Source organism: uncultured Roseovarius sp. (assembly GCF_963972555.1).
Classification (GTDB): Bacteria; Pseudomonadota; Alphaproteobacteria; order Rhodobacterales; family Rhodobacteraceae; genus Roseovarius; species Roseovarius mucosus.
Genome location: NZ_CAXAUM010000005.1, coordinates 1 through 20,394 on the forward strand (window position 1 = coordinate 1; position 20,394 = coordinate 20,394).

25 protein-coding genes and 1 tRNA gene are annotated in these 20,394 nt (G+C 59.9%); 9 read left to right on the forward strand and 17 right to left on the reverse strand.

All coding sequences use genetic code 11. From position 1 onward, the window contains the following. A tRNA-Leu gene (locus AACZ65_RS06305) sits at positions 1-85 on the reverse strand. Between the two features lie 175 nt (positions 86-260). Here AACZ65_RS06305 and AACZ65_RS06310 point away from each other — a divergent pair. Beyond that, positions 261-758: a Hint domain-containing protein gene (locus AACZ65_RS06310; RefSeq protein ID WP_339668994.1), complete on the forward strand. Its 498-nt coding sequence runs from the start codon at positions 261-263 to the stop codon at positions 756-758. Here the strand turns inward: AACZ65_RS06310 and AACZ65_RS06315 are convergent. After that, on the reverse strand, positions 755-2,269 hold the full coding sequence (locus tag AACZ65_RS06315) for an NAD(P)H-hydrate dehydratase (protein ID WP_339668995.1): 1,515 nt from the start codon (positions 2,267-2,269) through the stop codon (positions 755-757). The genes AACZ65_RS06310 and AACZ65_RS06315 overlap by 4 nt on opposite strands. Positions 2,270-2,441: 172 nt before the next feature. On the opposite strand from AACZ65_RS06315, the gene AACZ65_RS06320 reads away from it, so the two are divergent. The 5 genes from AACZ65_RS06320 (at position 2,442) to AACZ65_RS06340 (ending at position 6,972) form a co-directional block, all read left to right on the forward strand. Beyond that, positions 2,442-2,780, forward strand: coding sequence for a P-II family nitrogen regulator (locus tag AACZ65_RS06320; RefSeq protein ID WP_008282302.1), 339 nt, complete (start codon positions 2,442-2,444; stop codon positions 2,778-2,780). Positions 2,781-2,810: 30 nt separating this feature from the next. Beyond that, positions 2,811-4,217, forward strand: coding sequence for a type I glutamate--ammonia ligase (gene glnA / locus AACZ65_RS06325; protein WP_037269546.1), 1,407 nt, complete (start codon positions 2,811-2,813; stop codon positions 4,215-4,217). A gap of 286 nt (positions 4,218-4,503) precedes the next feature. Continuing rightward, complete coding sequence (locus tag AACZ65_RS06330) at positions 4,504-5,286, forward strand: hypothetical protein (RefSeq protein ID WP_339669002.1); 783 nt, start codon at positions 4,504-4,506, stop codon at positions 5,284-5,286. 130 nt (positions 5,287-5,416) lie between these two features. After that, positions 5,417-6,196, forward strand: coding sequence for a lytic murein transglycosylase (locus tag AACZ65_RS06335; protein WP_102105857.1), 780 nt, complete (start codon positions 5,417-5,419; stop codon positions 6,194-6,196). 83 nt (positions 6,197-6,279) lie between these two features. After that, complete coding sequence (locus AACZ65_RS06340) at positions 6,280-6,972, forward strand: hypothetical protein (protein ID WP_339669004.1); 693 nt, start codon at positions 6,280-6,282, stop codon at positions 6,970-6,972. Positions 6,973-6,998: 26 nt separating this feature from the next. Here AACZ65_RS06340 and AACZ65_RS06345 read toward each other — a convergent pair whose 3' ends face one another. Next, positions 6,999-7,733 carry a DUF3445 domain-containing protein gene (locus tag AACZ65_RS06345; RefSeq protein WP_339669006.1) on the reverse strand — a complete coding sequence of 245 codons (735 nt, stop codon included), beginning with the start codon at positions 7,731-7,733 and terminating at the stop codon, positions 6,999-7,001. A 9-nt stretch (positions 7,734-7,742) separates the two neighbouring features. Continuing rightward, complete coding sequence (locus AACZ65_RS06350) at positions 7,743-8,183, reverse strand: DUF6314 family protein (protein ID WP_339669008.1); 441 nt, start codon at positions 8,181-8,183, stop codon at positions 7,743-7,745. A 118-nt stretch (positions 8,184-8,301) separates the two neighbouring features. On the opposite strand from AACZ65_RS06350, the gene AACZ65_RS06355 reads away from it, so the two are divergent. Then, the gene (locus AACZ65_RS06355; protein WP_037269526.1) at positions 8,302-8,577 is read left to right on the forward strand and encodes a hypothetical protein; all 276 of its coding nucleotides are present in this window, start codon (positions 8,302-8,304) and stop codon (positions 8,575-8,577) included. Here AACZ65_RS06355 and AACZ65_RS06360 read toward each other — a convergent pair whose 3' ends face one another. The 7 genes from AACZ65_RS06360 to AACZ65_RS06390 form a co-directional block, all read right to left on the reverse strand. After that, positions 8,578-9,597 (reverse strand): glycosyltransferase family 10, encoded by a 1,020-nt coding sequence (locus AACZ65_RS06360; RefSeq protein WP_339669011.1) that lies wholly within the window; start codon positions 9,595-9,597, stop codon positions 8,578-8,580. A 137-nt stretch (positions 9,598-9,734) separates the two neighbouring features. Next, on the reverse strand, positions 9,735-10,622 hold the full coding sequence (locus tag AACZ65_RS06365) for an FAD:protein FMN transferase (RefSeq protein WP_339669013.1): 888 nt from the start codon (positions 10,620-10,622) through the stop codon (positions 9,735-9,737). Positions 10,623-10,841: 219 nt separating this feature from the next. Continuing rightward, entirely contained in the window at positions 10,842-11,174 is a 333-nt protein-coding gene (locus tag AACZ65_RS06370; RefSeq protein WP_339669015.1) for a VanZ family protein, read from the reverse strand. A gap of 42 nt (positions 11,175-11,216) precedes the next feature. After that, positions 11,217-11,459 (reverse strand): zf-TFIIB domain-containing protein, encoded by a 243-nt coding sequence (locus AACZ65_RS06375; RefSeq protein WP_037269517.1) that lies wholly within the window; start codon positions 11,457-11,459, stop codon positions 11,217-11,219. A gap of 82 nt (positions 11,460-11,541) precedes the next feature. Continuing rightward, on the reverse strand, positions 11,542-11,949 hold the full coding sequence (locus AACZ65_RS06380) for a universal stress protein (protein ID WP_037269513.1): 408 nt from the start codon (positions 11,947-11,949) through the stop codon (positions 11,542-11,544). 76 nt (positions 11,950-12,025) lie between these two features. Continuing rightward, positions 12,026-12,313, reverse strand: a complete 288-nt coding sequence (locus tag AACZ65_RS06385; protein ID WP_037269511.1) for a DUF5665 domain-containing protein — start codon at positions 12,311-12,313, stop codon at positions 12,026-12,028. After that, the gene (locus AACZ65_RS06390) at positions 12,310-12,630 is read right to left on the reverse strand and encodes an antibiotic biosynthesis monooxygenase family protein (RefSeq protein ID WP_037269507.1); all 321 of its coding nucleotides are present in this window, start codon (positions 12,628-12,630) and stop codon (positions 12,310-12,312) included. Before AACZ65_RS06390 ends, AACZ65_RS06385 begins: the two co-directional genes overlap by 4 nt. Positions 12,631-12,741: 111 nt before the next feature. Here AACZ65_RS06390 and AACZ65_RS06395 point away from each other — a divergent pair, with 111 nt between their 5' ends. Beyond that, positions 12,742-13,401, forward strand: coding sequence for a hypothetical protein (locus AACZ65_RS06395; RefSeq protein WP_339669020.1), 660 nt, complete (start codon positions 12,742-12,744; stop codon positions 13,399-13,401). A 27-nt stretch (positions 13,402-13,428) separates the two neighbouring features. On the opposite strand, the gene AACZ65_RS06400 is transcribed toward AACZ65_RS06395, so the two are convergent. The 4 genes from AACZ65_RS06400 to fabD all read right to left on the reverse strand — a co-directional run bounded on the left by AACZ65_RS06400 (position 13,429) and on the right by fabD (position 18,135). Next, complete coding sequence (locus tag AACZ65_RS06400) at positions 13,429-15,717, reverse strand: glycosyl hydrolase family 28-related protein (protein ID WP_339669022.1); 2,289 nt, start codon at positions 15,715-15,717, stop codon at positions 13,429-13,431. A 236-nt stretch (positions 15,718-15,953) separates the two neighbouring features. Next, the gene (locus AACZ65_RS06405) at positions 15,954-16,187 is read right to left on the reverse strand and encodes an acyl carrier protein (protein ID WP_008282321.1); all 234 of its coding nucleotides are present in this window, start codon (positions 16,185-16,187) and stop codon (positions 15,954-15,956) included. Between the two features lie 230 nt (positions 16,188-16,417). Beyond that, positions 16,418-17,155 carry a 3-oxoacyl-[acyl-carrier-protein] reductase gene (gene fabG, locus AACZ65_RS06410; protein ID WP_339669026.1) on the reverse strand — a complete coding sequence of 246 codons (738 nt, stop codon included), beginning with the start codon at positions 17,153-17,155 and terminating at the stop codon, positions 16,418-16,420. 32 nt (positions 17,156-17,187) lie between these two features. Further along, complete coding sequence (gene fabD / locus AACZ65_RS06415; protein WP_339669029.1) at positions 17,188-18,135, reverse strand: ACP S-malonyltransferase; 948 nt, start codon at positions 18,133-18,135, stop codon at positions 17,188-17,190. 195 nt (positions 18,136-18,330) lie between these two features. Here fabD and AACZ65_RS06420 point away from each other — a divergent pair, with 195 nt between their 5' ends. Next, entirely contained in the window at positions 18,331-19,542 is a 1,212-nt protein-coding gene (locus AACZ65_RS06420; RefSeq protein ID WP_339669031.1) for a cytochrome b/b6 domain-containing protein, read from the forward strand. Here AACZ65_RS06420 and AACZ65_RS06425 read toward each other — a convergent pair. Both AACZ65_RS06425 and AACZ65_RS06430 read right to left on the reverse strand, forming a co-directional pair. Then, positions 19,539-19,733 (reverse strand): Trm112 family protein, encoded by a 195-nt coding sequence (locus AACZ65_RS06425; protein WP_245875101.1) that lies wholly within the window; start codon positions 19,731-19,733, stop codon positions 19,539-19,541. The two genes, AACZ65_RS06420 and AACZ65_RS06425, sit on opposite strands and share 4 nt — an antisense overlap. Further along, complete coding sequence (locus AACZ65_RS06430; RefSeq protein ID WP_037269496.1) at positions 19,730-20,377, reverse strand: LON peptidase substrate-binding domain-containing protein; 648 nt, start codon at positions 20,375-20,377, stop codon at positions 19,730-19,732. Before AACZ65_RS06430 ends, AACZ65_RS06425 begins: the two co-directional genes overlap by 4 nt. Positions 20,378-20,394: the final 17 nt, after the last annotated feature.

Consider the following 20,394-nt stretch of genomic DNA (forward strand, 5'->3'; position numbering starts at 1 on the left):
TGGTGCGGGTGGAGGGACTTGAACCCCCACGCCTTGCGGCGCCAGAACCTAAATCTGGTGCGTCTACCAATTTCGCCACACCCGCATCCGTAGCGCGCCCTTTCAGGCTGCTGGCGCGGTATCTAGCAAAGCGCCTCGCCGGATGCGAGGGGAAAATTCAGCACTGGCCGACAGGATCATGGCGAAAAAAAGGCAGGACATTAACCCAATATTGCCATATTCTGGTTGTACGTTGAGGCAGAAAACAAGCGAGACACGCCATGAAACCGAAAACGGTCGGGCGGTCAGATGGCGGATTGGCCATCTTTCCCCCTGTGGACACATGCGGCCTCTTGGCCGATAGCATCATTCTCACCCTCGACGGCGAGCGACGCGTCACTGATCTTAGAGTGGGGGATCGTGTGATTACCCGTGACAGCGGCACAGCGGTTTTGCGCGGTATCACCCGCCACCGGGTACGCTCGGCGGCGGTGCGGATCATGGCAGGCACCCTCGGACACACGCGACCTGAACGCGATGTGACCCTGCCCGCCGGACAACTCCTCTTGGTGCGCGACTGGCGGGCAAAGGCGCTGTTCGGCGATGAGCAGGCGCTGGTTCCCGCAACGCGGCTTGTGGATGGCGAATTTGTGACGCTTGAGGCGGCGCAGGAAATGACCATCTTCAGTCTCGATTTCGCAACGCCCCATATCCTCTACGTCGACGGGTTGGAATTGGCCAGCAACGCCGACATGCGGCTTGACGCCCGCGCCGCCTAATCTGGTAAGGCGCGCAGCACTTTGGGCAGCATCTCGGGCAGGTCTTCGGCAATCAGACCGGGGCCAAACAGGCGCGCGCATTCGACATGCAGCCAAGCAGCGGTCTCGGCGGCCTGCATCGGGTCAAAACCGCGCGCCAATAGCCCCGCGATAAACCCGGCCAGCACATCGCCCGCGCCCGCCGTGGCCAGCCAGGGTGCCTCACGCTCATAGGCCGCCGGGTGAATGGCGCACTCCCCGTCCGGAGCCGCAATCACCGTGTCGGGACCTTTGAAAAGGACAACACAATCTGCACGTTTGGCCGCGTCACGGGTGGCATTGACCTTGGAATAGGCGGGCCCAGTTTCGGGCGGGCCTTGCAGTTTTTTGGCAAGATCGGGAAAGAGCCGCGCGAACTCCCCCGCATGAGGTGTCAGCACGCAGGCCGGATGCAACAGCGCAAAGAGGTCAGCATCGCGTGCAATCAACGTCAGCGCATCCGCATCCAACACCAGTGCCCGACCACTCTGCAACGCCGCCCTGAGCAAGCCCGCTTTGTCAGCGCTCAGCCCCATCCCCGGCCCGAGACAGAGCGCGTTGATGCGCGCATCCCCAAGCACAGAGGTCAAATCCGCACCATCCCTGACCCGCCGCAGCATCAGGGCAGTGATCTGGCAGGCCACCTCCAGCTGCGCGGCCGGTGGCACGCCCAGTGTCACCACCCCTGCCCCAATTCGGAGCGCCGCGCGCGCAGCCAACCGCGCCGCGCCGGTTGTGCCCGCGCCGCCTGTCAAGACCAGCGCGTGACCATGGCCGTATTTATGCGCCCCTACCGTTTTACCGAGAAGCTTCACATCCGGTGACGCAACCAGCCTGGCCGCGCCCACAGCCGTTGTCGCAAGGCCGATGTCCGCAACCTCAACCCGCCCACAGACCGCAGGCCCATCGGCCAGCACATGACCCAGCTTGGGCGCATGAAACGTCACAGTTAGCGCCGCCCGCACGGTGGCCCCCACCTTACCCAGCACGCGCCCACTGTCGCTACATAGTCCAGAGGGCAGGTCCACCGCGACTCTGTGCTCCGCCCAGAGATCCAAGACCGTCAGCGTCACACCTTGCAGCGGCCGCCGCAGTCCGGTGCCAAACAGTGAATCGACCAACAATGCCACTTTTGGCCCTTCGACAGAGGCCTCCGCCAGATCGTGCACAGGCCCCATGGCACACCACCGATCATGGTTCGTCCGCGCGTCCGGTGGGAGCAGTGCCGGGTCGCCATAGAGAAAAGCCGCCACCTCCCATCCCCAATCTTGCAAGAGCCGCGCGATGACAAAGCCATCGCCGCCATTGTTGCCGGGACCACAGAGGACAACTGCCTTTTGCGGCGCCTTGGCCAGATCCGGCCACTCGGCAAACACCGCGTCGACCACGGCCCGACCTGCACGCTCCATCAACTCAAGTCCTGTGACTGAACCCGACTCGATAGCCGCCTGTTCTAGGGCGCGCATTTCGGCGGCTGACAAAATTTCAAACATCCCTGGCCCTTTTACGTTTTTTTATAGCTGTCTTTTTACGCATTCTGCACAATTATTAGGCAATAAATTCGTTCACCCCCTTGTAAGCGCTGCAAAATCCAGCTTAACCGATTGAGCCTTGTCCTGAGAAGTGGTCTGCACGTTCCGAACGTAACCGCGGGAGGCTGAGCCGATGAAAAAGATCGAAGCGATCATCAAACCCTTCAAACTCGACGAGGTGAAGGAGGCGCTTCAGGAAGCTGGCATTCAGGGTCTGTCTGTCATCGAGGTCAAGGGGTTTGGCCGCCAGAAGGGTCATACCGAGCTGTATCGCGGTGCCGAATACGTGGTCGATTTTCTGCCAAAGGTAAAAATCGATGTCGTTCTCGATGACGATCAGGTGGACGCAGCCATCGCAGCCATCATCGACGCGGCCAAAACCGACAAGATCGGCGACGGCAAGATTTTCGTCAGCCCCGTCGAACAAGCCATTCGCATCCGCACCGGTGAATCTGGTTCGGACGCACTCTGAAATCTACTCTAACAAGAAAAGGACAAGAGAATGAGCAAGGACGCAGTTCTCAAGCTGATCAAGGATGAGGACATTGATTATGTCGACATCCGCTTTACCGACGTGCGCGGCAAACTTCAGCATGTGACCGTGGTCGCCGACCTGGTCGATGAGGATTTCCTCGAGGAAGGCTTCATGTTCGACGGCTCTTCGATTGCCGGCTGGAAGTCGATCGAAGCCTCGGACATGAAACTGATGCCCGACACCGAAAGCGCTTATGTCGATCCGTTCTACGCGGAAAAGACCCTCTGCATCCATTGCTCGGTGGTCGAGCCCGACACCGGCGAATCCTATGACCGCGACCCGCGCGGCACGGCAGAAAAGGCCGAGGCCTATCTGAAATCCTCCGGGATCGGCGATGTCGCCTATTTTGGCCCCGAGGCAGAATTCTTCATCTTCGACGACGTGCGGTTCTCGAACACGATCAACAAGGTCTCGTATCAGGTGGACGCCGTTGACGCCTCCTGGAACAGCGATACCGAATATGAGATGGGCAACACCGGTCATCGTCCCGGCCTCAAGGGCGGTTATTTCCCGGTGAACCCGGTTGACGATGCACAGGACCTGCGCGCCGAAATGCTCTCGACCATGAAGCGTATCGGCATGAAGGTGGACAAGCATCACCACGAAGTCGCAAGCTGCCAGCACGAACTCGGCCTGATTTTCGGCACGCTGACCAAGCAGGCTGACGAAATCCAGAAGTACAAGTACATCATTCACAACGTGGCGCATGCCTATGGCAAATCGGCCACCTTCATGCCCAAGCCGATCTATGGCGACAACGGATCGGGCATGCACGTGAACATGTCGATCTGGAAAGACGGCAAGCCGCTCTTTGCCGGTGACAAATATGCCGACCTCAGCCAAGAGGCGCTCTACTTCATCGGTGGCATTCTCAAGCACGCCAAGACGCTGAACGCCTTTACCAACCCCGGCACCAACAGCTACAAGCGGTTGATCCCCGGTTTCGAAGCCCCCGTTCTGCGCGCCTATTCGGCCCGTAACCGCTCGGGTTGCGTGCGTATTCCGTGGACCGAAAGCCCGAAAGCCAAGCGCGTCGAGGCCCGTTTCCCCGACCCGAGCGCGAACCCCTATCTGGCGTTCTCGGCCCTGCTGATGGCTGGCCTCGATGGGATCAAGTCCAAAATCGACCCCGGCGAAGCCATGGACAAGAACCTCTATGACCTGCCCGCCGAGGAACTGAAGGACATTCCGACTGTCTGCGGTAGCCTGCGCGAAGCGTTGGAATGCCTGGCGGCGGACCATGATTTCCTTCTGGCTGGCGACGTGTTCACCAAGGACCAGATCGAGGCCTACATCGCTCTCAAGATGGATGAGGTCCACAAATACGAGCACACGCCGCACCCGGTCGAATTCGGCATGTACTACAGCTGCTGACCACTCAACGTGCAGCTGCAGATTCAGGGCACCCCATCTGGGGTGCCCTTTTTCACGGACAGTTCACCGTTGCGTGATCGGCATCAATATCAGCATTTTTGAAGAATTGCCCAAATTAATCCTCATTTGAAACAAATCAGCTCCACCTTCGGTTGTCATTGATGGGTCACTCACAACGCAGATAATGGAACCTCCCATGGCCAACTCCACTCACAGGGTAACGGCAGGGCTAGTATTTCTCGGTACGAGAAGCTTCGACATCGTCAGGATCGGAAATCGGATCAGCATGGTCCTCGACTGGTTGGGCGAGCAGACGACGGGCTTGCGCGTCCTCTCGGATTGTGCGGCCCACCTGCATTCCGATCACTTTGTTCTAAGGATCGAAATCCATCAGGAATACAAGCTGACCGCGTTGGATCAACCTGCTGAACACTTTCTTGCGCTAAGCCTTTCACACACCGACCCAGAGGCATCGCCCCAGACGCAATTGGCCCTTTCGATATTGGCGCATGTTCTGCGCGCGTTGCACAGCACGCTGGCCCCGGATTATGTGCAGTGGATTCATCCACTGGCCCTGCTCAGCCATGCCGAATTTCTTGAGGCTATCACCTTTCAGGACGAACATGAGGCACCCGCGCCCCAAGCTGAAATCGTGCCCCTTCCCACGGCAACCACGGCGCGGTGTCGTTTGCCAGACATCGATACGACACATCAGGCGCTACACGCGCGCTTTGTGTCAGAGAGCGACGCAATGCCAGGGGATCGTATGACAGGCGCATTGCGTGCGGTTTTTCGAGACAATCTCGAACCAGCAGATGCCGCCGCGTTCCAGTCAGACAACATCCGCGAGAGCACGGCGCCCCTGCGCCTCAGTGTCTGGATCGTGACGATCACGCTTGGCCTCTTTGCGCTTCCGGTTGCCGCTGCCCTTGCCATCATCAACCTGATGCGCGGCGAGAACCTGCGACTTGCCTCTCAGACGGCGGCGATGACCGGATTGTTCCTGACCTTGCAGGTCCATGGGGCCACGGCGCAGGCTCTTCAAACCGTGCAGGACCTTTTGGGATGACCGGAACAATAAAATTCCCCGCTGAGGTGGACTTGTGGCGCGCGCGTGGCGCGTTACACTCTGTCCGAAAGCTATTTCACGGGAGATTGTAATGTTCACGTCGACAATGCGTCGCCTTCGGCCCTTTGCCATGGCCCTTGGCTTTGGCCTTTTGGCCAACAGCGCGCTGGCCGCAACCTGTGGCAACAGCGCGGATGGGTTCTCCAACTGGAAGGCCGCCTTTGCCAGAGAGGCCGCCGCCGAAGGTGTCGGCCAAAGAGGGCTCCAAGCTTTGGCAGGGGCGCAATATGCGAGCGGCACCATCGCGGCGGATCGCAATCAAAAAAGCTTCAAATACAGTCTCGAGAAATTCTTGCAGGTGCGCGGCGCCACCACCATCGTGGCCCAGGGCCGCAAGCGTCGCGCGCGGGATGCCGCCTTTTACGACGCATTGGAGCGGCAATATGGCGTGCCAGCCGGTGTGCTCATCGCCATTCACGGGATGGAGACCGGCTTTGGCGGGTTCATGGGGGATAGCGCCGTGGTGTCTGCCATCGTCACTCTCACCTATGATTGCCGCCGCTCTGACTTCTTTCGACCTCATGCTCTTGGTGCGCTCAAACTGGTGGATCAGGGGGCTATCACCGCTCAGACCAAAGGGGCGAAGCACGGCGAGTTGGGACATACGCAATTCTTGCCGGGCAATGCCCTCAGATATGGGGTCGATGCCAATGGCGACGGGCGCGTGGATTTCTACAATCTCACCGACGCGCTAGCCTCGACTGCGAACTTCTTGCGCCAAAAGGGCTGGCAGCCCGGACAGGGTTATCAGGAAGGTCAGCCGAATTTCGCTGTGATCCAGCAATGGAACGCCGCCGGTGTCTATCAAAAGGCGATTGCCCTGATGGGCGCGCAAATCGACGGGGGCTGACGGGTAATCGTCCGCACTAATCTACAGGTAACGTGCCAAGTATGTCCGGTTTCATCTGAACCCTCTCAAAAACAGGGCATGATATGAGCAGACAGCATTACGGCCAGATCGCCGCACTAGAGTTCTTTGACCCTCCGGAAATGGACTTTCCCGACATTGTCGAGGAATTCGACATCGCATCTCAGCGTCTTGCGCCGCAGTTGCGCCGCCTGACGTGGGATGGCGAGGACATTGCTCTCATCGACCGGGACGCGGTGCGCATCGCACTTGGCTGGCTACCGGGCCAAGACCGCGATCAGCCAAGTTATCTGGTGCTGGCTGTAGGACCGCGCAACACCAAGCGCACCATCACACTTGACCCCGAAGCCTATGAAATGCTGACCCGACGCTTGGTCGAACGGGTGCGCGGCTATCTGCCCTTTGACGCCGTTCTGCATGGGGCAGCAAACCGTCCCATCGGCAGTGCTCTTCTCGACATGACATTCGAGCTGTTGTCCGGGTGCGCCAATGAGGCCACGGAGCGCCGCCGACCGGCGCCGACGCCGCGCCCATCCAACGCCCGCCGCAGAAAGGACACAGGCCAGCGCTCCGCGCGTCCAAAATACCCCATTCCCGAGGATGCGGTGGACGCGCAATTGGCAATGCCAGAATCCTCTTTGCCGATGCGACTGACGATTGTCACCTTCGGCCTTACGCTCTTTTTGCATGTTCCACCGCTTGGTGCGGCGCTTTTGGCCTATACCACCCTGCGCGAGGCGCAACCGCTTCTGACCTGAGCAATCAGACAAGCCGGCTTTGCGGGTTACTGCGCGGTCGTACGTGCCAGAACATAGGTATGTATCGAAAACACGCAGGCCCTCGTTTGCGGCAGCCGCAGCACGCATTGCCGTTCGCTGCGCAGATAGGGATACTCGGCGTCCGCACTCGGCTGCACGCGCGATCGGGGCTGATGCAACGTTGGACTGGCATAGCGCAACGCGTTGAAGCGCCAGAGCGGCCGCCCCACCTGCACCCCATCAAACAGCCGCTGCACCCGCCGCGCGAGGGCCTCGTCATAGGCTTTGACTGGCACGTGAATGGTGGTCAGCGGTCTCCCGATCTTGTCGGCCAGATGCCAACTCGCCGGAAAACAAAGAACGGCAGCGGTCAGCACATGCTCGTCGCCGCGCCGCTCCATGAGGCAAAGATCCTCTTGCACCAGATGCCCCAGCGTCCCCATCGGATCAGCCCGGTCAATCGGCACGACGACACCATCGGGGCGTTGCACACGACTTGCAGAAATATCATAGCCTTGGCCGTATTCCCGCAACCAGTCCAGCACAAATTGCAAAAGCTCTGCTGCCGCCGGGCTAGCGCCCTCTGTGATCGCCACCACCTCGGCGCGCTGCTCGGACAAGAGCCGGGCACGTTCGGCCATCTGTCCGGAAAAGGCCTCGTCGACCTGCAACCAATCGGCCATCAAGAGCGGGGATATACCCGGCAAGGCAGGCCGACCCTCTGGATCATAGGGCAGTCGTGTTTGAAGAATCTCTGTCATATGGAAAACTTAGCCAAGCGCCCGCGCGGCCGCATCCGCAAAATCGTCGGCACGGCGATAGAGTGTCTCCATCCGGTAATCCTTGCGCGGTCCACGCACGCGCCATGTGATCCTGAAGTTGGGCCAATCGGCAAAATCATAATGCCCGTCATACTGATCCGGATCGCACCAATGCGCGGTTGGCCCGCCATGGGGCGGCACGTTGTGAAAGAATCGCCCATCCTCAAACCAGACCGATAGATCCGCAGACCACAGATACCGCCGCTCGGCCAAGAATCGCGCGCCCTCTGCCAACACCATCTCGCCCGTTTCATGATAGGCCAAACCGTTTGGATCAGGCCGCCAGACCGCGCGCCCGGTGAAACAGGCCCCCGTGCCATCCGCGTGTTGTATGGTTCGTTCAAGCGTCCAGGCGCCTGCAAAATCATCGAGGGTGACCGTGTGTGTCATGCTCTATCCCCTGCGGCAGTCCTTTGCGATTCGCAAGCGGAGCGGCACAATTGATCCAGAGGGCAATGGACGTCGCCATTCAAGCAGCATAGGATCGCTGGGAAAGGCAGGAGAGGCCATGAGCACGGCAAAAGAAACTGTTCTCAACCCGCAAGCAACACCGGGCGAGCAAATTCTTCTTGCGCAGTTGCATCAGGTGCAACGTGCGCTGGAACAGTCCTACGCCGACCGGCGACAGCAAGAGGCAGAGACCGCCGCCTGCGCCCAGAGGGTCCAAGCACTCGAGGTTGAATTGGCGCAGCTCAAGGCGCATCTCAGCGCCGTTCTGACCTCGCGCAGTTGGCGCATTACGGCCCCCCTGCGGCGTCTGTTCGAACGGCAGAATAACGATTGATCAAATCAGCGCAGCAAGATTGCGCGTCAGTGCCTGCGCCAAGCGGTCGTATTCCGCACAGAGCAGCGACGGCGTGTTGAACAGCGCCGCCAAGCGCGCCTGCGCCTCGCAATACGCGGACAAGCCCTGTGGGTCGGCGCTATATCTGGCTATCTGTTCTGCGGCCGCCTCTGGTGTAAGACCCTGGAGGTTGACGAACGCCCCCGGCGGCAAGAGGTCGTTAATCCGGTGATCCGCTCCCGCGACATAGAGCGGCATGGCCCCAATTGCGAAACTATCAAAGATTTTCTCCGTTATATACGCGCGGTGATAGGTGTTCTCGACGGCAGACAGCATGACGCAGCGACCGCGTAGATCAAGGTATTTCTCAAGATGCCAATCCGGCAGGGTCTGCCTGCGCGGCAACTCATTCCAGCCTGACCCCATCCGCAGCAACCGCTCGCCGGTGCAGGCCAATGCCAGACGGGTCCGCCAACGCCCCAGACCGTAAATCCCCGCGTCGGGATAGGCCGCATCAAAGCGCGGCTCGTTTCGGTATTCGGCGACAAAGGCCAGATCCCACGTCGCCCCGGCAAACCTCTCCATCCAATCCTGCTGGGACAGACGCGCATTTTCCATGAACCAGCAGCCATAGCGCGTGGGATAGGCGTAGTCCGTCAGAAGAAAATAAGGAATCCGCTCGAAATCGTAGATGTCTGACGTCACATGATTGAGATAGACATAGGGCAACGGCCCTGCCTCGGCATCAAAAACCTGCGCGCGGGTGATTGGATCTTTTGCCCAGACACAATCCCAGAGCGGCTCTTCCGACAAGAGCACAACACGCTGATGCGCGGCCAGGCGGGACAATAGCGTTTCGGCATGACGCTCAAGATCTTTGGTATGTGCAAGCAGTATTATATCAGCCGCGTCAAACGCGTCCGTGACCGTCACCAGTGGCATGCAGGCCCGGCGGATGGGATCATAGGCCAAGGGCTGCCGGTGCGCGTAATCGCCAAAGGGATGAACTTTTATTGTCACGACCAGCCCTTTGGTTCCGCAGCAGACGGGCATAAAGTAGCCGTGGAAGATCGCAGGCGCAACGTCGATCCGGGCTCGTGCACCGGTTCACAGAGACGACAAAACTCAGCCAGCCGTCAAAGGTAGAGCCAATCAACTCAGCGGATCATCTCGATGCGGGCACCTTCAAACTGTGCCACAACCCCTAGGGTCTTATTGCGCGGTATGAGGGCAAGAGCGGTCGAAAGACCATCCGCAACCGCCGCACTGGGGGCAGAGACTGTGACAATCGAGTGATACGGCCTCTGCCCCGAAGCGGCGACAACATGACCACAACGTCCAGGACGAAGTCCACCAAACGGCCGTGTCGTGGATACTGCCCGGTTGCGCAGCGTGATGTGGTCCTCGTATGCCCCGTCCGTGGCAAAGATCCGCGCCTGCCACGGCCTGCGCAAGGAGCACTGGCCAATACCCTGCAACTCACCCATATCGAGCATGACGTCGTTCAGGCCGTGAGCCCGCAAAAGAGCCGCGATCTTATCGTTGATATATCCTTGGGCGACACCATTGAGCGTCAGCGCCATGCCTTCGCTTGCAAAGGAGATCTCGCGCGGGTCGATGTTGACCTTATCCCAGCCGATCAACCCGAAAACCTTGGCGCGGGCGCGTCCAGATGTGCCAGCCTCAAGCAAAGGCAAGACCGTGGGATCAAACACACCGCCAGATGCTTGGTATAGCCTGTCCGACAAAACAAGGACGTCGAGCAATTCGGACGGGGGCGCGACCAAACGGCCAGAGCGGTTAAGCCAACTCAAGGAACTGTCGGGGCGAAAGAGGCTGAAAATCTGTTCAAGACGCTCTAACTCGGCCTCAAGCGCCGCGAATACAGGACGCGCCTCATCCGGAGAAAGGCCTGCAACGGCCAGGCGCGCCGGAGCCCCCATGGCACGGCCCTGCCAATGGGCACTCTGCGCGGCCAAGGCGGTAGATGGAACCGCAAGCGCGGCTGCGGTCATGCTGAGAAAGCTGCGGCGGGTCGTTGTCATGGTATTCTCTTTTAATAATCACTGTCGGGGCAAGACCCTCGCAAGAAATACAAAAACCTGAACCACTCGTGACACCTGCGAAACCAACACAACCCTAGGGCCCGACTTGACCCTAGGTGCATTCCCGGAGGTGAAACTTGATCAAGATCAACTTTTGAAGCGCCGGAGGAAAAAAGATGACCCAAAAGGGCTCTTTTTGCACGTGCAGCATGCACAATACTACCTATCGTCGATCAAACGTCGCCGCAAAGTCAGGGCCAAGGCGATTCCCAGAGCGGCCCCTAGCCCATCCGCCACAAGGTCCGCCCATTCAGCACTACGTCCGACATGCGGTTGCACAATCTCGATCAGGCCCCCATAGGCCAGAGCCAAAGCGAAAATCAGAGGAAAGCGGCGCGGCTGCGCAAGAGCCATAGGGATGACCAGACCGGCAAAAGCGAGCAGATGCGCCACCTTGTCCAACCCGAGAAGTGTGGAATGCCCCCCAGTGGAGGGCATCAGAGTGGTAACACCGATCGCAAGCGTTATCAGGGCTGTCAGGATTTGTGGCATTCCCGCGCATACCCTCGCCATCATGGCCCTTCAAGGGTCGTATCAGAAATCGAAAAGATCTTCGAGAAAGCCACCGCGCTTTTTGCGGGGACGTTCTCCGTGACCGTGCTGCTCGCGCGCGCCCTGCACCGGTGCCGCAGTCCCAGAAGCTGAGGCTGAGCGGTCGATGATCTTGTCCAACTCGCCCCGATCCAGCCAGACACCCCGGCATTGAGGGCAATAGTCGATCTCGACCCCGGCGCGTTCCGCCAGAACCAGTTGCGTGCCGTCAATCGGGCATTGCATGGGCGCTCTCCTCTTGTTGCCTTGGGTGGCATGTGGGGTCGCACCGGCAACGGCGCAACCCAAAGCCTCCAATCAAGGCACCTCAGCGGATCACATGCACCGCGCAGGGCGCATGGCGCACCACCTTGGCCGCAGTCGAACCAAGCAAGAGGTCCTGCATGCCGGGTCGATGGCTGGCAATCACGATGCAGTCGGGATTGTGGGCCTCTGCCCAATCAAGAATGGTGCGGCCCGAATGCCCCTCCACCACATGCGCCGAGGCATTGGGCAGGGTGGTGGCGATCTCGGCCAACTCTGCCTCGATTGCCTTGCGCGCCTCGTTCACATAGCCTTGCGGCAAATAGGAGATGGCATAGCTCGGCACCTGCTCGATGACATGCAATAGGCTGATGCGGCCTGTCTCGCCCGCAAGGAGCTGTGCTGCGCGCAGTGCGGCTTTGGAGTCGCGGTCTTGGTCGAATGACACGGGAACCAGAATATGAGCGTACATGGCCTGTCCTTTCTGTTGACTACGCTGACAATCCGTCAGCCGGCCGCGTTCTGCCATGATCCAGATCAGCCCCGGTTCAGTTCTGCATGTCGCGCACCTGCGCCGCGATTTGTGCCGCCCAATCGCCAATGATCGGCAAAAATTCGATCTGACTGAGAGCCCAGATCATCACGGACAAAAGCACCGTCGCCCCAAGCACCGTGCCAAGCCCGGCGGCAAGACCGCGCGCCAAGCTAAAGGCCAACATGCGCGGAAATGAATTATGAACACGAATGAAACGATGCGCGTTCAGCCGCTGCACTTCGCGACGCAGCGCCGCCACCTCGCGCGTCAATTCCTCGGTCGGCCCGTTGTCTTGGGTCATCCGAAGGTCGCCACCACGTCATACATCACTGGCTCGAACCCCTTGCATAGCGCGCTGATCTCACGGTTGCGGGCGCGCATTTCGTCCGAGCGCAGCATCGCCTGAAAATCCCCACGCGCCCGCCATTGCGAGTAATTGGCAATACGGGTCTGGGCATCGTTGACATGCAGCCCCGCGGCAATGAATCCCGGCTGATGCGAGATGAAGTCGCGATAGGCGGCGGTCAGCAGATCCATCAGATCCTGACAGGTGCCCGGCGTCACCTCAAAGGTGGTGAGCACGGTCTGGTGATCGGTGTCGGTGGTGATGTGGGGCATGGGAAACCTCCTTTTCAGCCAAGCCTAGCATGCGCCCCTCCTCCGGTAAATTCCCGGTCCGTCTTAACCTGCGCTTTACCCTTTTTAACGAGGGTTAACGCGGAGGTAACGATGCGGTTGATCCTGCTTCTTGCGGTTTTGATACTGCCGTGGCTAATCGGCACGGCAGAGGCGGGCGCGTGGCCGCGGGCCAAAGGGCAAACCTTTCTGGTAACAACGGGACAGATTGATGCGACAGACGAAACCGGCCTCAGACGGCAGAGTTTTACACTCTACGCCGAATATGGTGCAACGGAGCGTTTGACCTTGGGCCTCGATCTGGGGGGCGATGCACTGCGGATGACCAAGACGATCGCCTTTGCCCGCTGGCCCATCGGCCGACCCGCACAGCAGGTCAAGATCGCGGTTGAATTGGGCTTGGGTCAAGTGTCCGAGGTCAACGCACTGCGCCCCGGCCTGTCGCTCGGACGGGGCCTGACGCTCTGGAGGCGGCAGGGTTGGGCTGCGTTCGACGGGCGGGTGGTTGTCTTTGGCGGAGGTCAGGTGACGCTCGAAAGCGACATCACCCTTGGTCTCGACATCACCGCGCGAGGCAAGGTGATGGCACAGGTGCAAACCGGCCGACCCGCCGCGGGGCGTGCCTATACCCGGTTTGCACCATCCTATGTGTATGCAACCAAACCTGGCGCGCATCTGGAAGTAGGGTTGATCCTGCCACTATCGGGTGGCGGCGAGCGCGGTATCAAACTGGGTCTCTGGCGGTCTTTCTGACGCATCCCCGGAGGCCCGCTACACCGATCAGAGCGGATCGTCTATCCGAACCCGCAGTACCACCGACCCCAAAACCGGACTGGGCCAGCGCAAGTTGATCCGATCCCGGTTTGGGCCTTGTTGCGCCTCGAAGTAAGGGGACGCATGGATCACCGCATTCGCCGAATTGCGCAGAGGACCGACGGGCACGACCGCCTCGACCGTCTGCGCCCAAGCTCCAAACGGCAAGCGCGGTGCCGGGGTGACCACCCAAGTGACGCTTGCACTGTCTTCGGTGTGTTGCATCACCAGCGGATTTGCGACGGGAATGTCGATGTTGTGAAAGCTGTTGTTGGCAAAGGTGACATTGCGCACCCGGTCATAGTTCAAATCAGCGAAACTGGTATCGACCGTCTCGACCCGCGTAATGGTACCGATCGCGCGGAACGTATTGCCGGTGACAGTCAGGCCGTCGATGAAATGCCCCGCCCCGTGCGGCTTGAGCACGATATAGGTGAACCATGGTGCCATATTACCCGCAAGAAAGACATTGTCGGTGATGCTCAGCGCACTGAACGAAAACTCGCTTGCAAACTCGGGTTCTGCATCATGCTCGTTCACCCATTCGATAAAGCAATTGTCGATATAATTCCCGCTGATGCTACCGCGATTATTGATCCGGGTCAGCACAAAGCCCGCAACGCGCGCCCCTCCCTGAGAGCTATCCCCCTGAAACACATGATTGCCGGAAATCAACGAACTGCTTCCCGCAAGCACGGCGAAATGTCGAAAGAGCACGCTGCGATTGTCGCGAATCTTGAGGTCATTGGCATTGGCATTGAACGCGATGCTGCGCCGCTCGGTCGATAGAAGCGGCCCTTCGTCCGAAATGAACTGACAGCGGTCGATCATCATACCCTGATCCCCCTCGCCGTGGCTGGTGATGGCGCGATCCTTGGGACGGGTAAAAAAACAGTCACGGAAATGATTGGCCGAGCCCTGTGGCGGCAAGAGAACCCCGCTGCAATCGCCAGTGCATTGAAAATCAACCTCGGAAAAGACCATGCGCGAGACATCGCCAAAGCCACTGAAATCCAGCAGATATTTGAACCGTCGGAACGTAAAGACCTGAGTGCCAGCCGCATCAAATAGTGGCTGGCTTATATCAAGCCGCTGAGCCGCCTCATTTTTTGCGGTTACATAAACCTCTCGCCCCACACCATTGCCTTCGATCAGCGCACCCACGGGAATATTTGCCACGTTGACCACATTGGTCAGACGTCGGGGGTCCCCGATGTCATAGCTGGCTTGTGACGTCACAACCTCGGTCGTCCAGGCCGGGCCGCCCCGAATCGTGAATTGCCCATTCTGGATCACGTGGCGCTGGTTATATGTAATGCGGTTGGCAACCGCTGCCGCCATGTCAACGGGCGCGCGCAGCACCACCTTGCGTCCGGCCAGATCAAGCGTCACGTGATCGGGATTGTTCAAAAGCGCCTGATAGGCCTTTTTAAAGGCAAGCTCGCTGTCGCCGAAGGCATCGATATAAGCGGGCAGATCGTAATTCTTGGTCAGGGTCAAGATGGCCGCGTCCGGCATCACGAGCGTGCCCTCAAACCGGATGCGGTTTTGGAGCGTCGTGCTCTGCCCAAGGAAATACTCGCCTGCGGGAACAATGATCTCGCGGCCCTCGGCAGCGGTATCGGCGGCCTCAAAAGCGGCATGATCATCCGTCACCCCATCGCCAATCGCCCCGTAGTCGCGCACGTCAACCGTGCTTATGACATCCCGCAGGAAAAAGCGGCTGACATCCTCAATGATGATGTCATCAATGCGCACAACGCCCCCGCTTGGCCCGGTCAGATCAAGCCCGAAATGGCCGAAAATAGCCCCGCGCCCCCACGGCATGTCCACACCCGTGCGGCTGCCCGTGCCAACGATGGCCGTCACCTCGGCCACCGCGCCATAGGTGGTCAGCGCGACCGCTGGTCCGGTCACGGTAACTCCGGGCAGGGCAGCGCCCCCTGCCCCGCCCGCAAATGCCGCGATACGCACGCTGGGCAAATTGCCCGCAATCGCCTTGATCCGCGCCCGGATTTGCAGATAGCATCCAGGCAGGATGTGCGTTTCGCCCATGTAGCGCAGACGTTGGACGCTTTCCGTCTTTTGCAACTCCAGCGCGCCACCGAAATCCTGATCAGCAGGGACGAACGCCGCATCGGCGGCGTTGGCATATGTGTCAGACCCCGGTCGCCCGTCGCCCCGCGACCATTGGTCCAGACCGTTTGCGAAGGGTTGCGGCATGAAAACGATGCCGTCGGTGATTGCCTTGTTCATGGTTATCCCTTTCCTGTTGCCGCGCCGCATGCGTGCTGCTCTTGGCCATAGAGACCGTCCAGAGCGATGGGAAAGGGATGTATCAACCGACCGTTAACGGCATGTCATGGCACCGTCACGGTGCCTGTAAACGGCCACAGGTCAATCTGTCTCACGCGATTGTGAAACGTATCAAGGGGCAAACGCAAAGAGCCCTACCGATTGGCAGGGCTCTTGATTGGCGCATGAGCGCGAAATCAGGACGCTTCGGTGATGAACTTGACCGCGTCGCCAAAGGTCTGGATCGTATCCGCCGCGTCATCGGGGATCTCGATGCCGAACTCTTCTTCGAATGCCATGACCAGCTCGACCGTGTCGAGGCTGTCCGCGCCGAGATCGTCAATGAAAGAGGCTTTGTCGACGACCTTGTCCTCTTCGACGCCCAGATGCTCCACAACGATCTTCTTAACGCGGTCTGCGATATCGCTCATGTCTTGTTCCTCGTTTTGTCTTGGGCTGTTTTGCCCGTTGTCTGCCCCCGCCCAGCCCGGGAGGTGGCGATGATTTTGCCCCAGCGGGCCGTTCTCGACTACCTGAATACACAGGCCACCGGGAGAATCCGCATATCCCTCCGGCTGATCTCGGTGGCCTATAGCATATGCGCGGGCAATGGCAAATGCTTTCACTCAGGCCAAAGGAGCAGGAGGGAAAAAGCCCTGGCTCAGTACATCGACATGCCGCCATTCACATGCAGCGTGGCCCCGGTGACATACCCTGCTTCGGGGCTGGCAAGATAGAGGACGGCCGCCGCGATTTCCTCGGATGTCCCCATGCGAGCCATAGGGATCTGGACATTGAGCGCGGCCTTCTGCTCGTCATTGAGCTTGTCGGTCATCGGCGTGGCGATAAAGCCAGGTGCCACGACATTGGCCGTAATACCCCGGCTGGCCACCTCGGCGGCGATGGATTTTGTCATCCCCACAAGCCCCGCCTTGGCAGCGGCATAATTGACCTGTCCGGGATTGCCGCTCGATCCCACGATCGAACCGATGTTGATGATCCGCCCCCACCGGGCCTTCATCATCGGGCGCACAGCGCCTCGACAAAGTCGCATCGCCGAAGTCAGGTTGACGTCCAGCACATCATGCCAGTCCTTGTCGGACATTCGCATGAATAGCTGGTCTCGGGTGATACCCGCATTGTTGACAAGAATATCGAGACTGCCCATGGCAGCAATTGCGTCCTTGGTCAGCGCCTCGACCGCCTCAGCATCGCCGAGATTGCAGGGCAACACATGCGCGCGGTCGCCCAATTCCGCCGCGAGCGTTTCCAACGGCTCAACCCGCGTGCCGCTCAGTCCGACAGTTGCGCCCGCACCATGCAACGCGCGGGCTATCGCCGCGCCTATGCCACCTGACGCGCCGGTGACAAGCGCGGTTTTCCCTGTCAGATCAAACATGTTCAGTCCTTCCTTGGTAAACGTTACGCAAATCAGTTCGCGGTCAGGCTGGCCATTGCCGCTGCGACCTCGTCAGACGTGCCAATGGTTCGGCAGGTGAGGTCACGCGCGATGCGGCGCACCATGCCCGAGAGCGCCTTGCCCGCGCCGATTTCCCAAATTTCGGTGACGCCTTGCGCTTCCATATATTGCACTGACTCGCGCCATCGGACAGAGCCCGTAACCTGCTCAACCAAAAGCGCGCGGATCTCCGCCGGGTCCGTCACAGCTTGCGCGCGCACATTGGCCACGAGTGGTACTGACGGCGCATGGATTGCGACCTCGGAGAGGGCCTGTGCCATCACATCGGCGGCAGGAGCCATCAGGGCACAGTGAAAGGGCGCACTTACAGGCAGGAGCATCGCGCGTTTCGCTCCGCGTGCCTTGGCCAACTCCACCGCACGCTCTACCGCGCTTTTGTGCCCCGAGATCACCACCTGCGCAGGATCATTGTCATTGGCGGCCTGGCACACTTCGCCCTCTGCAGCCTCTTGCGCGATAGTGCGTGCGGTTTCGAAATCGAGCCCCAACAACGCGGCCATCGCGCCGACGCCCACCGGCACGGCCTGCTGCATCGCCTGTCCCCGAATACGCAAAAGCCGCGCAGTATCGGCCACGCTGATCGCCCCTGCAGCCGCAAGAGCCGAGTATTCGCCCAACGAATGCCCCGCAACATGGCTTGCGGCCTTTAAAAGGTCCACGCCTTCGGCCTCCAGCGCGCGTAGCGCAGCAAGCGAGGTGGCCATCAGTGCCGGCTGTGCGTTTTCGGTCAAAGTAAGAGTCTCTTGCGCACCGTCCCATATCAAGGTGGACAGCTTTTGCCCAAGCGCTTCATCCACCTCATCGAACACCGCGCGCGCCGCCGGATAGCTAGCGGCCAAATCCGCGCCCATGCCGATCACCTGCGCGCCCTGCCCCGGAAAAACGAATGCTCGGCTCATGGCCTGCCCCTCCCTTGAAAAAGTGCCTCCCGATACATCGGCACGCAGGCTAAGGCAACGTATTTGCCCAATGTTACCAAAGGTTGCCCGGTCTTTCAGCAGGCACGCAAAGACGCAGAGGCCCTGTGCATGGGCGATGATTGCGCCCGTGCCATATGCCGCTAGAGTAGCGCTGCAACCATGAGGACATTCGCGATGCCACGCACCAATTCCGCCACCAGCTACGGCAGTGTCGCCAAGAGCTTTCATTGGCTCACCGCGCTCTTGATCCTGTCGAATCTGCCATTAGGCTGGTATGCGACAGAGGTCGCAGAGGCGGTGACGACATCCCCGACGGAGCTGTTAATCGCACGGGCTACTTTCCTGTTTTCGCTTCACAAAACTCTTGGAGTGGCAATTTTCTTCGTGGCGCTCGCACGTATCCTCTGGGCTCTGTCGCAGCCCAAGCCCGGATTGCTCAACGGGGATCGCGGGATCGAGGCCTGGGCCGCAGAAACCGCGCATTGGTTGCTATATGGCTCCTTGGTGCTGGTCCCGCTCTCTGGCTGGGTGCATCACGCTGCAACCTCTGGTTTTGCGCCGATCTGGTGGCCCTTGGGGCAGAGCCTGCCGCTGGTGCCCAAATCGGAAACGCTCTCTGAACTGGCATCGACTCTGCACTTTGTCTTTGTGCTGGTATTGGTCGCAACGATTGCCGCGCATGTGGGCGGCGCTCTCAAGCATCACCTGCTGGATGGAGATGCCACGCTGCGACGGATGTTGCCGGGGCGCATCGACGCGATTCCCACCGCGCGTCAACCCAATCACGTCCTGCCCATTCTGGCCGCCGCGGTGGTCTGGCTCGCAACGCTGGGGGGCGCTGCGGCTCTTGGTTGGTTCGGCAGCGCCGAGGATGGGCCCACCACACTAGCGGCGGTCGAGAGCGATTGGCAGGTCGAAAGCGGCCAATTGCAGGTGACGGTGCAGCAATTGGGCTCTGCCGTGACCGGCAGCTTTGGCGAGTGGACCGCCGAGATCGCCTATTCGGAAACACTGGATGAGAATGGCAAACACGGCGATGTCACCGTGACGATCAGCATCGCCTCGCTCTCGCTTGGGTCTGTCACACAACAGGCGATGGGCGCGGATTTCTTCAACGCCGCGGAGTTCCCAACCGCCGTGTTTGCCGCCGATCTGATGGGCACCGAAGACGGCCCGGTGGCGCGCGGCACGCTGACCATCCGCGATCAATCCGTACCGGTCGAGATGCCCTTTGAATTGACCATCACGGGCGATAGCGCCACGGCGAACGGCGCGCTTGCTCTGGACCGACGCAACTTCAATATCGGTAACGGGGTGAAAGACGAGAAGTCGCTGGGTTTCGGGGTTGATGTCAACTTCGACCTGACCGCCGCGCGTGCGCCCTAATCCAAGCTGCGCGCTTCGTCAATGAGCATGACCGGGATACCGTTACGGATCGGAAAGGCCAGGCTGGCGGCGCGGCTAATCAATTCCTGCGCAGCTGCATCATACTCGAGCGTGCTGTGGGTCTGCGGGCAGATGAGCGCCTCGAGCATCCGCCGGTCAAAGGCTGGGGGCGGCGACATATCGTTCGTCATTGCATCATATCCTCATTGTCGCCGCCACGCAGCACATATTCGATCAATGTCACCAGCGTCTCGCGCCGTGTGCTGAGCGACGGGGCCTCAAGCAGAGCCTGCTTATCCTCAGGCTCAAAGCCCAACAACATGGAGAGAGAATTGATCAGCAACTCATCCTCTGCCTCTTTCAGCGAGTCCCAATCGGTCTGGAGGTCGCGCGCCTCAAAATAACGTGCCAGCAACTTGAGAAACGCGCGCCGGTCGAAACCGAGATCGTTGTCCACTGGCCCCAAATCGCGCTCAAACCCGCTCCAAGAGATGCGCGCCCGGCGATAGGGTGTAAACCCCTCGACCTCTTCCAGCACGCGAAAGCGCGACAGGCCGGTGAGCGTGATCATGTAGCGCCCGTCCTCGGTCTCCGAGAATTGCGTGACGCGCCCGACGCAGCCGATGGCGTGCAGCCCGGTGCCTCCTTCGCGCCCCGGAACACGGTTGGGCTGGATCATTCCGATCAGCCGTCCCGGCGTTTTGAGCGCATCTTCAAGCATCGCCAGATAACGCGGCTCGAACAGATGCAGTGGCAGGCGCGAGCGCGGCAACAAGAGCGCACCGGACAGCGGAAAGACGGGGATGATCTCTGGAAGATCGAGCGTATGTGTCATGCCGCTAACCTAGCCCG

What these genes read in the sequence shown, in the direction of transcription:
- AACZ65_RS06355 (WP_037269526.1), top strand. Translation starts at nt 8,302, where the DNA reads ATGAGCACGGCAAAAGAAACTGTTCTCAACCCGCAAGCAACACCGGGC.
- AACZ65_RS06400 (WP_339669022.1), bottom strand. Translation starts at nt 15,717, where the DNA reads ATGAACAAGGCAATCACCGACGGCATCGTTTTCATGCCGCAACCCTTC.
- AACZ65_RS06420 (WP_339669031.1), top strand. Translation starts at nt 18,331, where the DNA reads ATGCCACGCACCAATTCCGCCACCAGCTACGGCAGTGTCGCCAAGAGC.
- AACZ65_RS06370 (WP_339669015.1), bottom strand. Translation starts at nt 11,174, where the DNA reads ATGCCACAAATCCTGACAGCCCTGATAACGCTTGCGATCGGTGTTACC.
- AACZ65_RS06350 (WP_339669008.1), bottom strand. Translation starts at nt 8,183, where the DNA reads ATGACACACACGGTCACCCTCGATGATTTTGCAGGCGCCTGGACGCTT.
- AACZ65_RS06390 (WP_037269507.1), bottom strand. Translation starts at nt 12,630, where the DNA reads ATGCCCCACATCACCACCGACACCGATCACCAGACCGTGCTCACCACC.
- AACZ65_RS06375 (WP_037269517.1), bottom strand. Translation starts at nt 11,459, where the DNA reads ATGCAATGCCCGATTGACGGCACGCAACTGGTTCTGGCGGAACGCGCC.
- AACZ65_RS06310 (WP_339668994.1), top strand. Translation starts at nt 261, where the DNA reads ATGAAACCGAAAACGGTCGGGCGGTCAGATGGCGGATTGGCCATCTTT.
- AACZ65_RS06340 (WP_339669004.1), top strand. Translation starts at nt 6,280, where the DNA reads ATGAGCAGACAGCATTACGGCCAGATCGCCGCACTAGAGTTCTTTGAC.
- AACZ65_RS06335 (WP_102105857.1), top strand. Translation starts at nt 5,417, where the DNA reads ATGGCCCTTGGCTTTGGCCTTTTGGCCAACAGCGCGCTGGCCGCAACC.
- AACZ65_RS06365 (WP_339669013.1), bottom strand. Translation starts at nt 10,622, where the DNA reads ATGACAACGACCCGCCGCAGCTTTCTCAGCATGACCGCAGCCGCGCTT.
- glnA (WP_037269546.1), top strand. Translation starts at nt 2,811, where the DNA reads ATGAGCAAGGACGCAGTTCTCAAGCTGATCAAGGATGAGGACATTGAT.
- fabG (WP_339669026.1), bottom strand. Translation starts at nt 17,155, where the DNA reads ATGTTTGATCTGACAGGGAAAACCGCGCTTGTCACCGGCGCGTCAGGT.
- AACZ65_RS06380 (WP_037269513.1), bottom strand. Translation starts at nt 11,949, where the DNA reads ATGTACGCTCATATTCTGGTTCCCGTGTCATTCGACCAAGACCGCGAC.
- AACZ65_RS06345 (WP_339669006.1), bottom strand. Translation starts at nt 7,733, where the DNA reads ATGACAGAGATTCTTCAAACACGACTGCCCTATGATCCAGAGGGTCGG.
- AACZ65_RS06330 (WP_339669002.1), top strand. Translation starts at nt 4,504, where the DNA reads ATGGTCCTCGACTGGTTGGGCGAGCAGACGACGGGCTTGCGCGTCCTC.
- AACZ65_RS06315 (WP_339668995.1), bottom strand. Translation starts at nt 2,269, where the DNA reads ATGTTTGAAATTTTGTCAGCCGCCGAAATGCGCGCCCTAGAACAGGCG.
- AACZ65_RS06320 (WP_008282302.1), top strand. Translation starts at nt 2,442, where the DNA reads ATGAAAAAGATCGAAGCGATCATCAAACCCTTCAAACTCGACGAGGTG.
- AACZ65_RS06395 (WP_339669020.1), top strand. Translation starts at nt 12,742, where the DNA reads ATGCGGTTGATCCTGCTTCTTGCGGTTTTGATACTGCCGTGGCTAATC.
- fabD (WP_339669029.1), bottom strand. Translation starts at nt 18,135, where the DNA reads ATGAGCCGAGCATTCGTTTTTCCGGGGCAGGGCGCGCAGGTGATCGGC.
- AACZ65_RS06385 (WP_037269511.1), bottom strand. Translation starts at nt 12,313, where the DNA reads ATGACCCAAGACAACGGGCCGACCGAGGAATTGACGCGCGAGGTGGCG.
- AACZ65_RS06425 (WP_245875101.1), bottom strand. Translation starts at nt 19,733, where the DNA reads ATGACGAACGATATGTCGCCGCCCCCAGCCTTTGACCGGCGGATGCTC.
- AACZ65_RS06405 (WP_008282321.1), bottom strand. Translation starts at nt 16,187, where the DNA reads ATGAGCGATATCGCAGACCGCGTTAAGAAGATCGTTGTGGAGCATCTG.
- AACZ65_RS06430 (WP_037269496.1), bottom strand. Translation starts at nt 20,377, where the DNA reads ATGACACATACGCTCGATCTTCCAGAGATCATCCCCGTCTTTCCGCTG.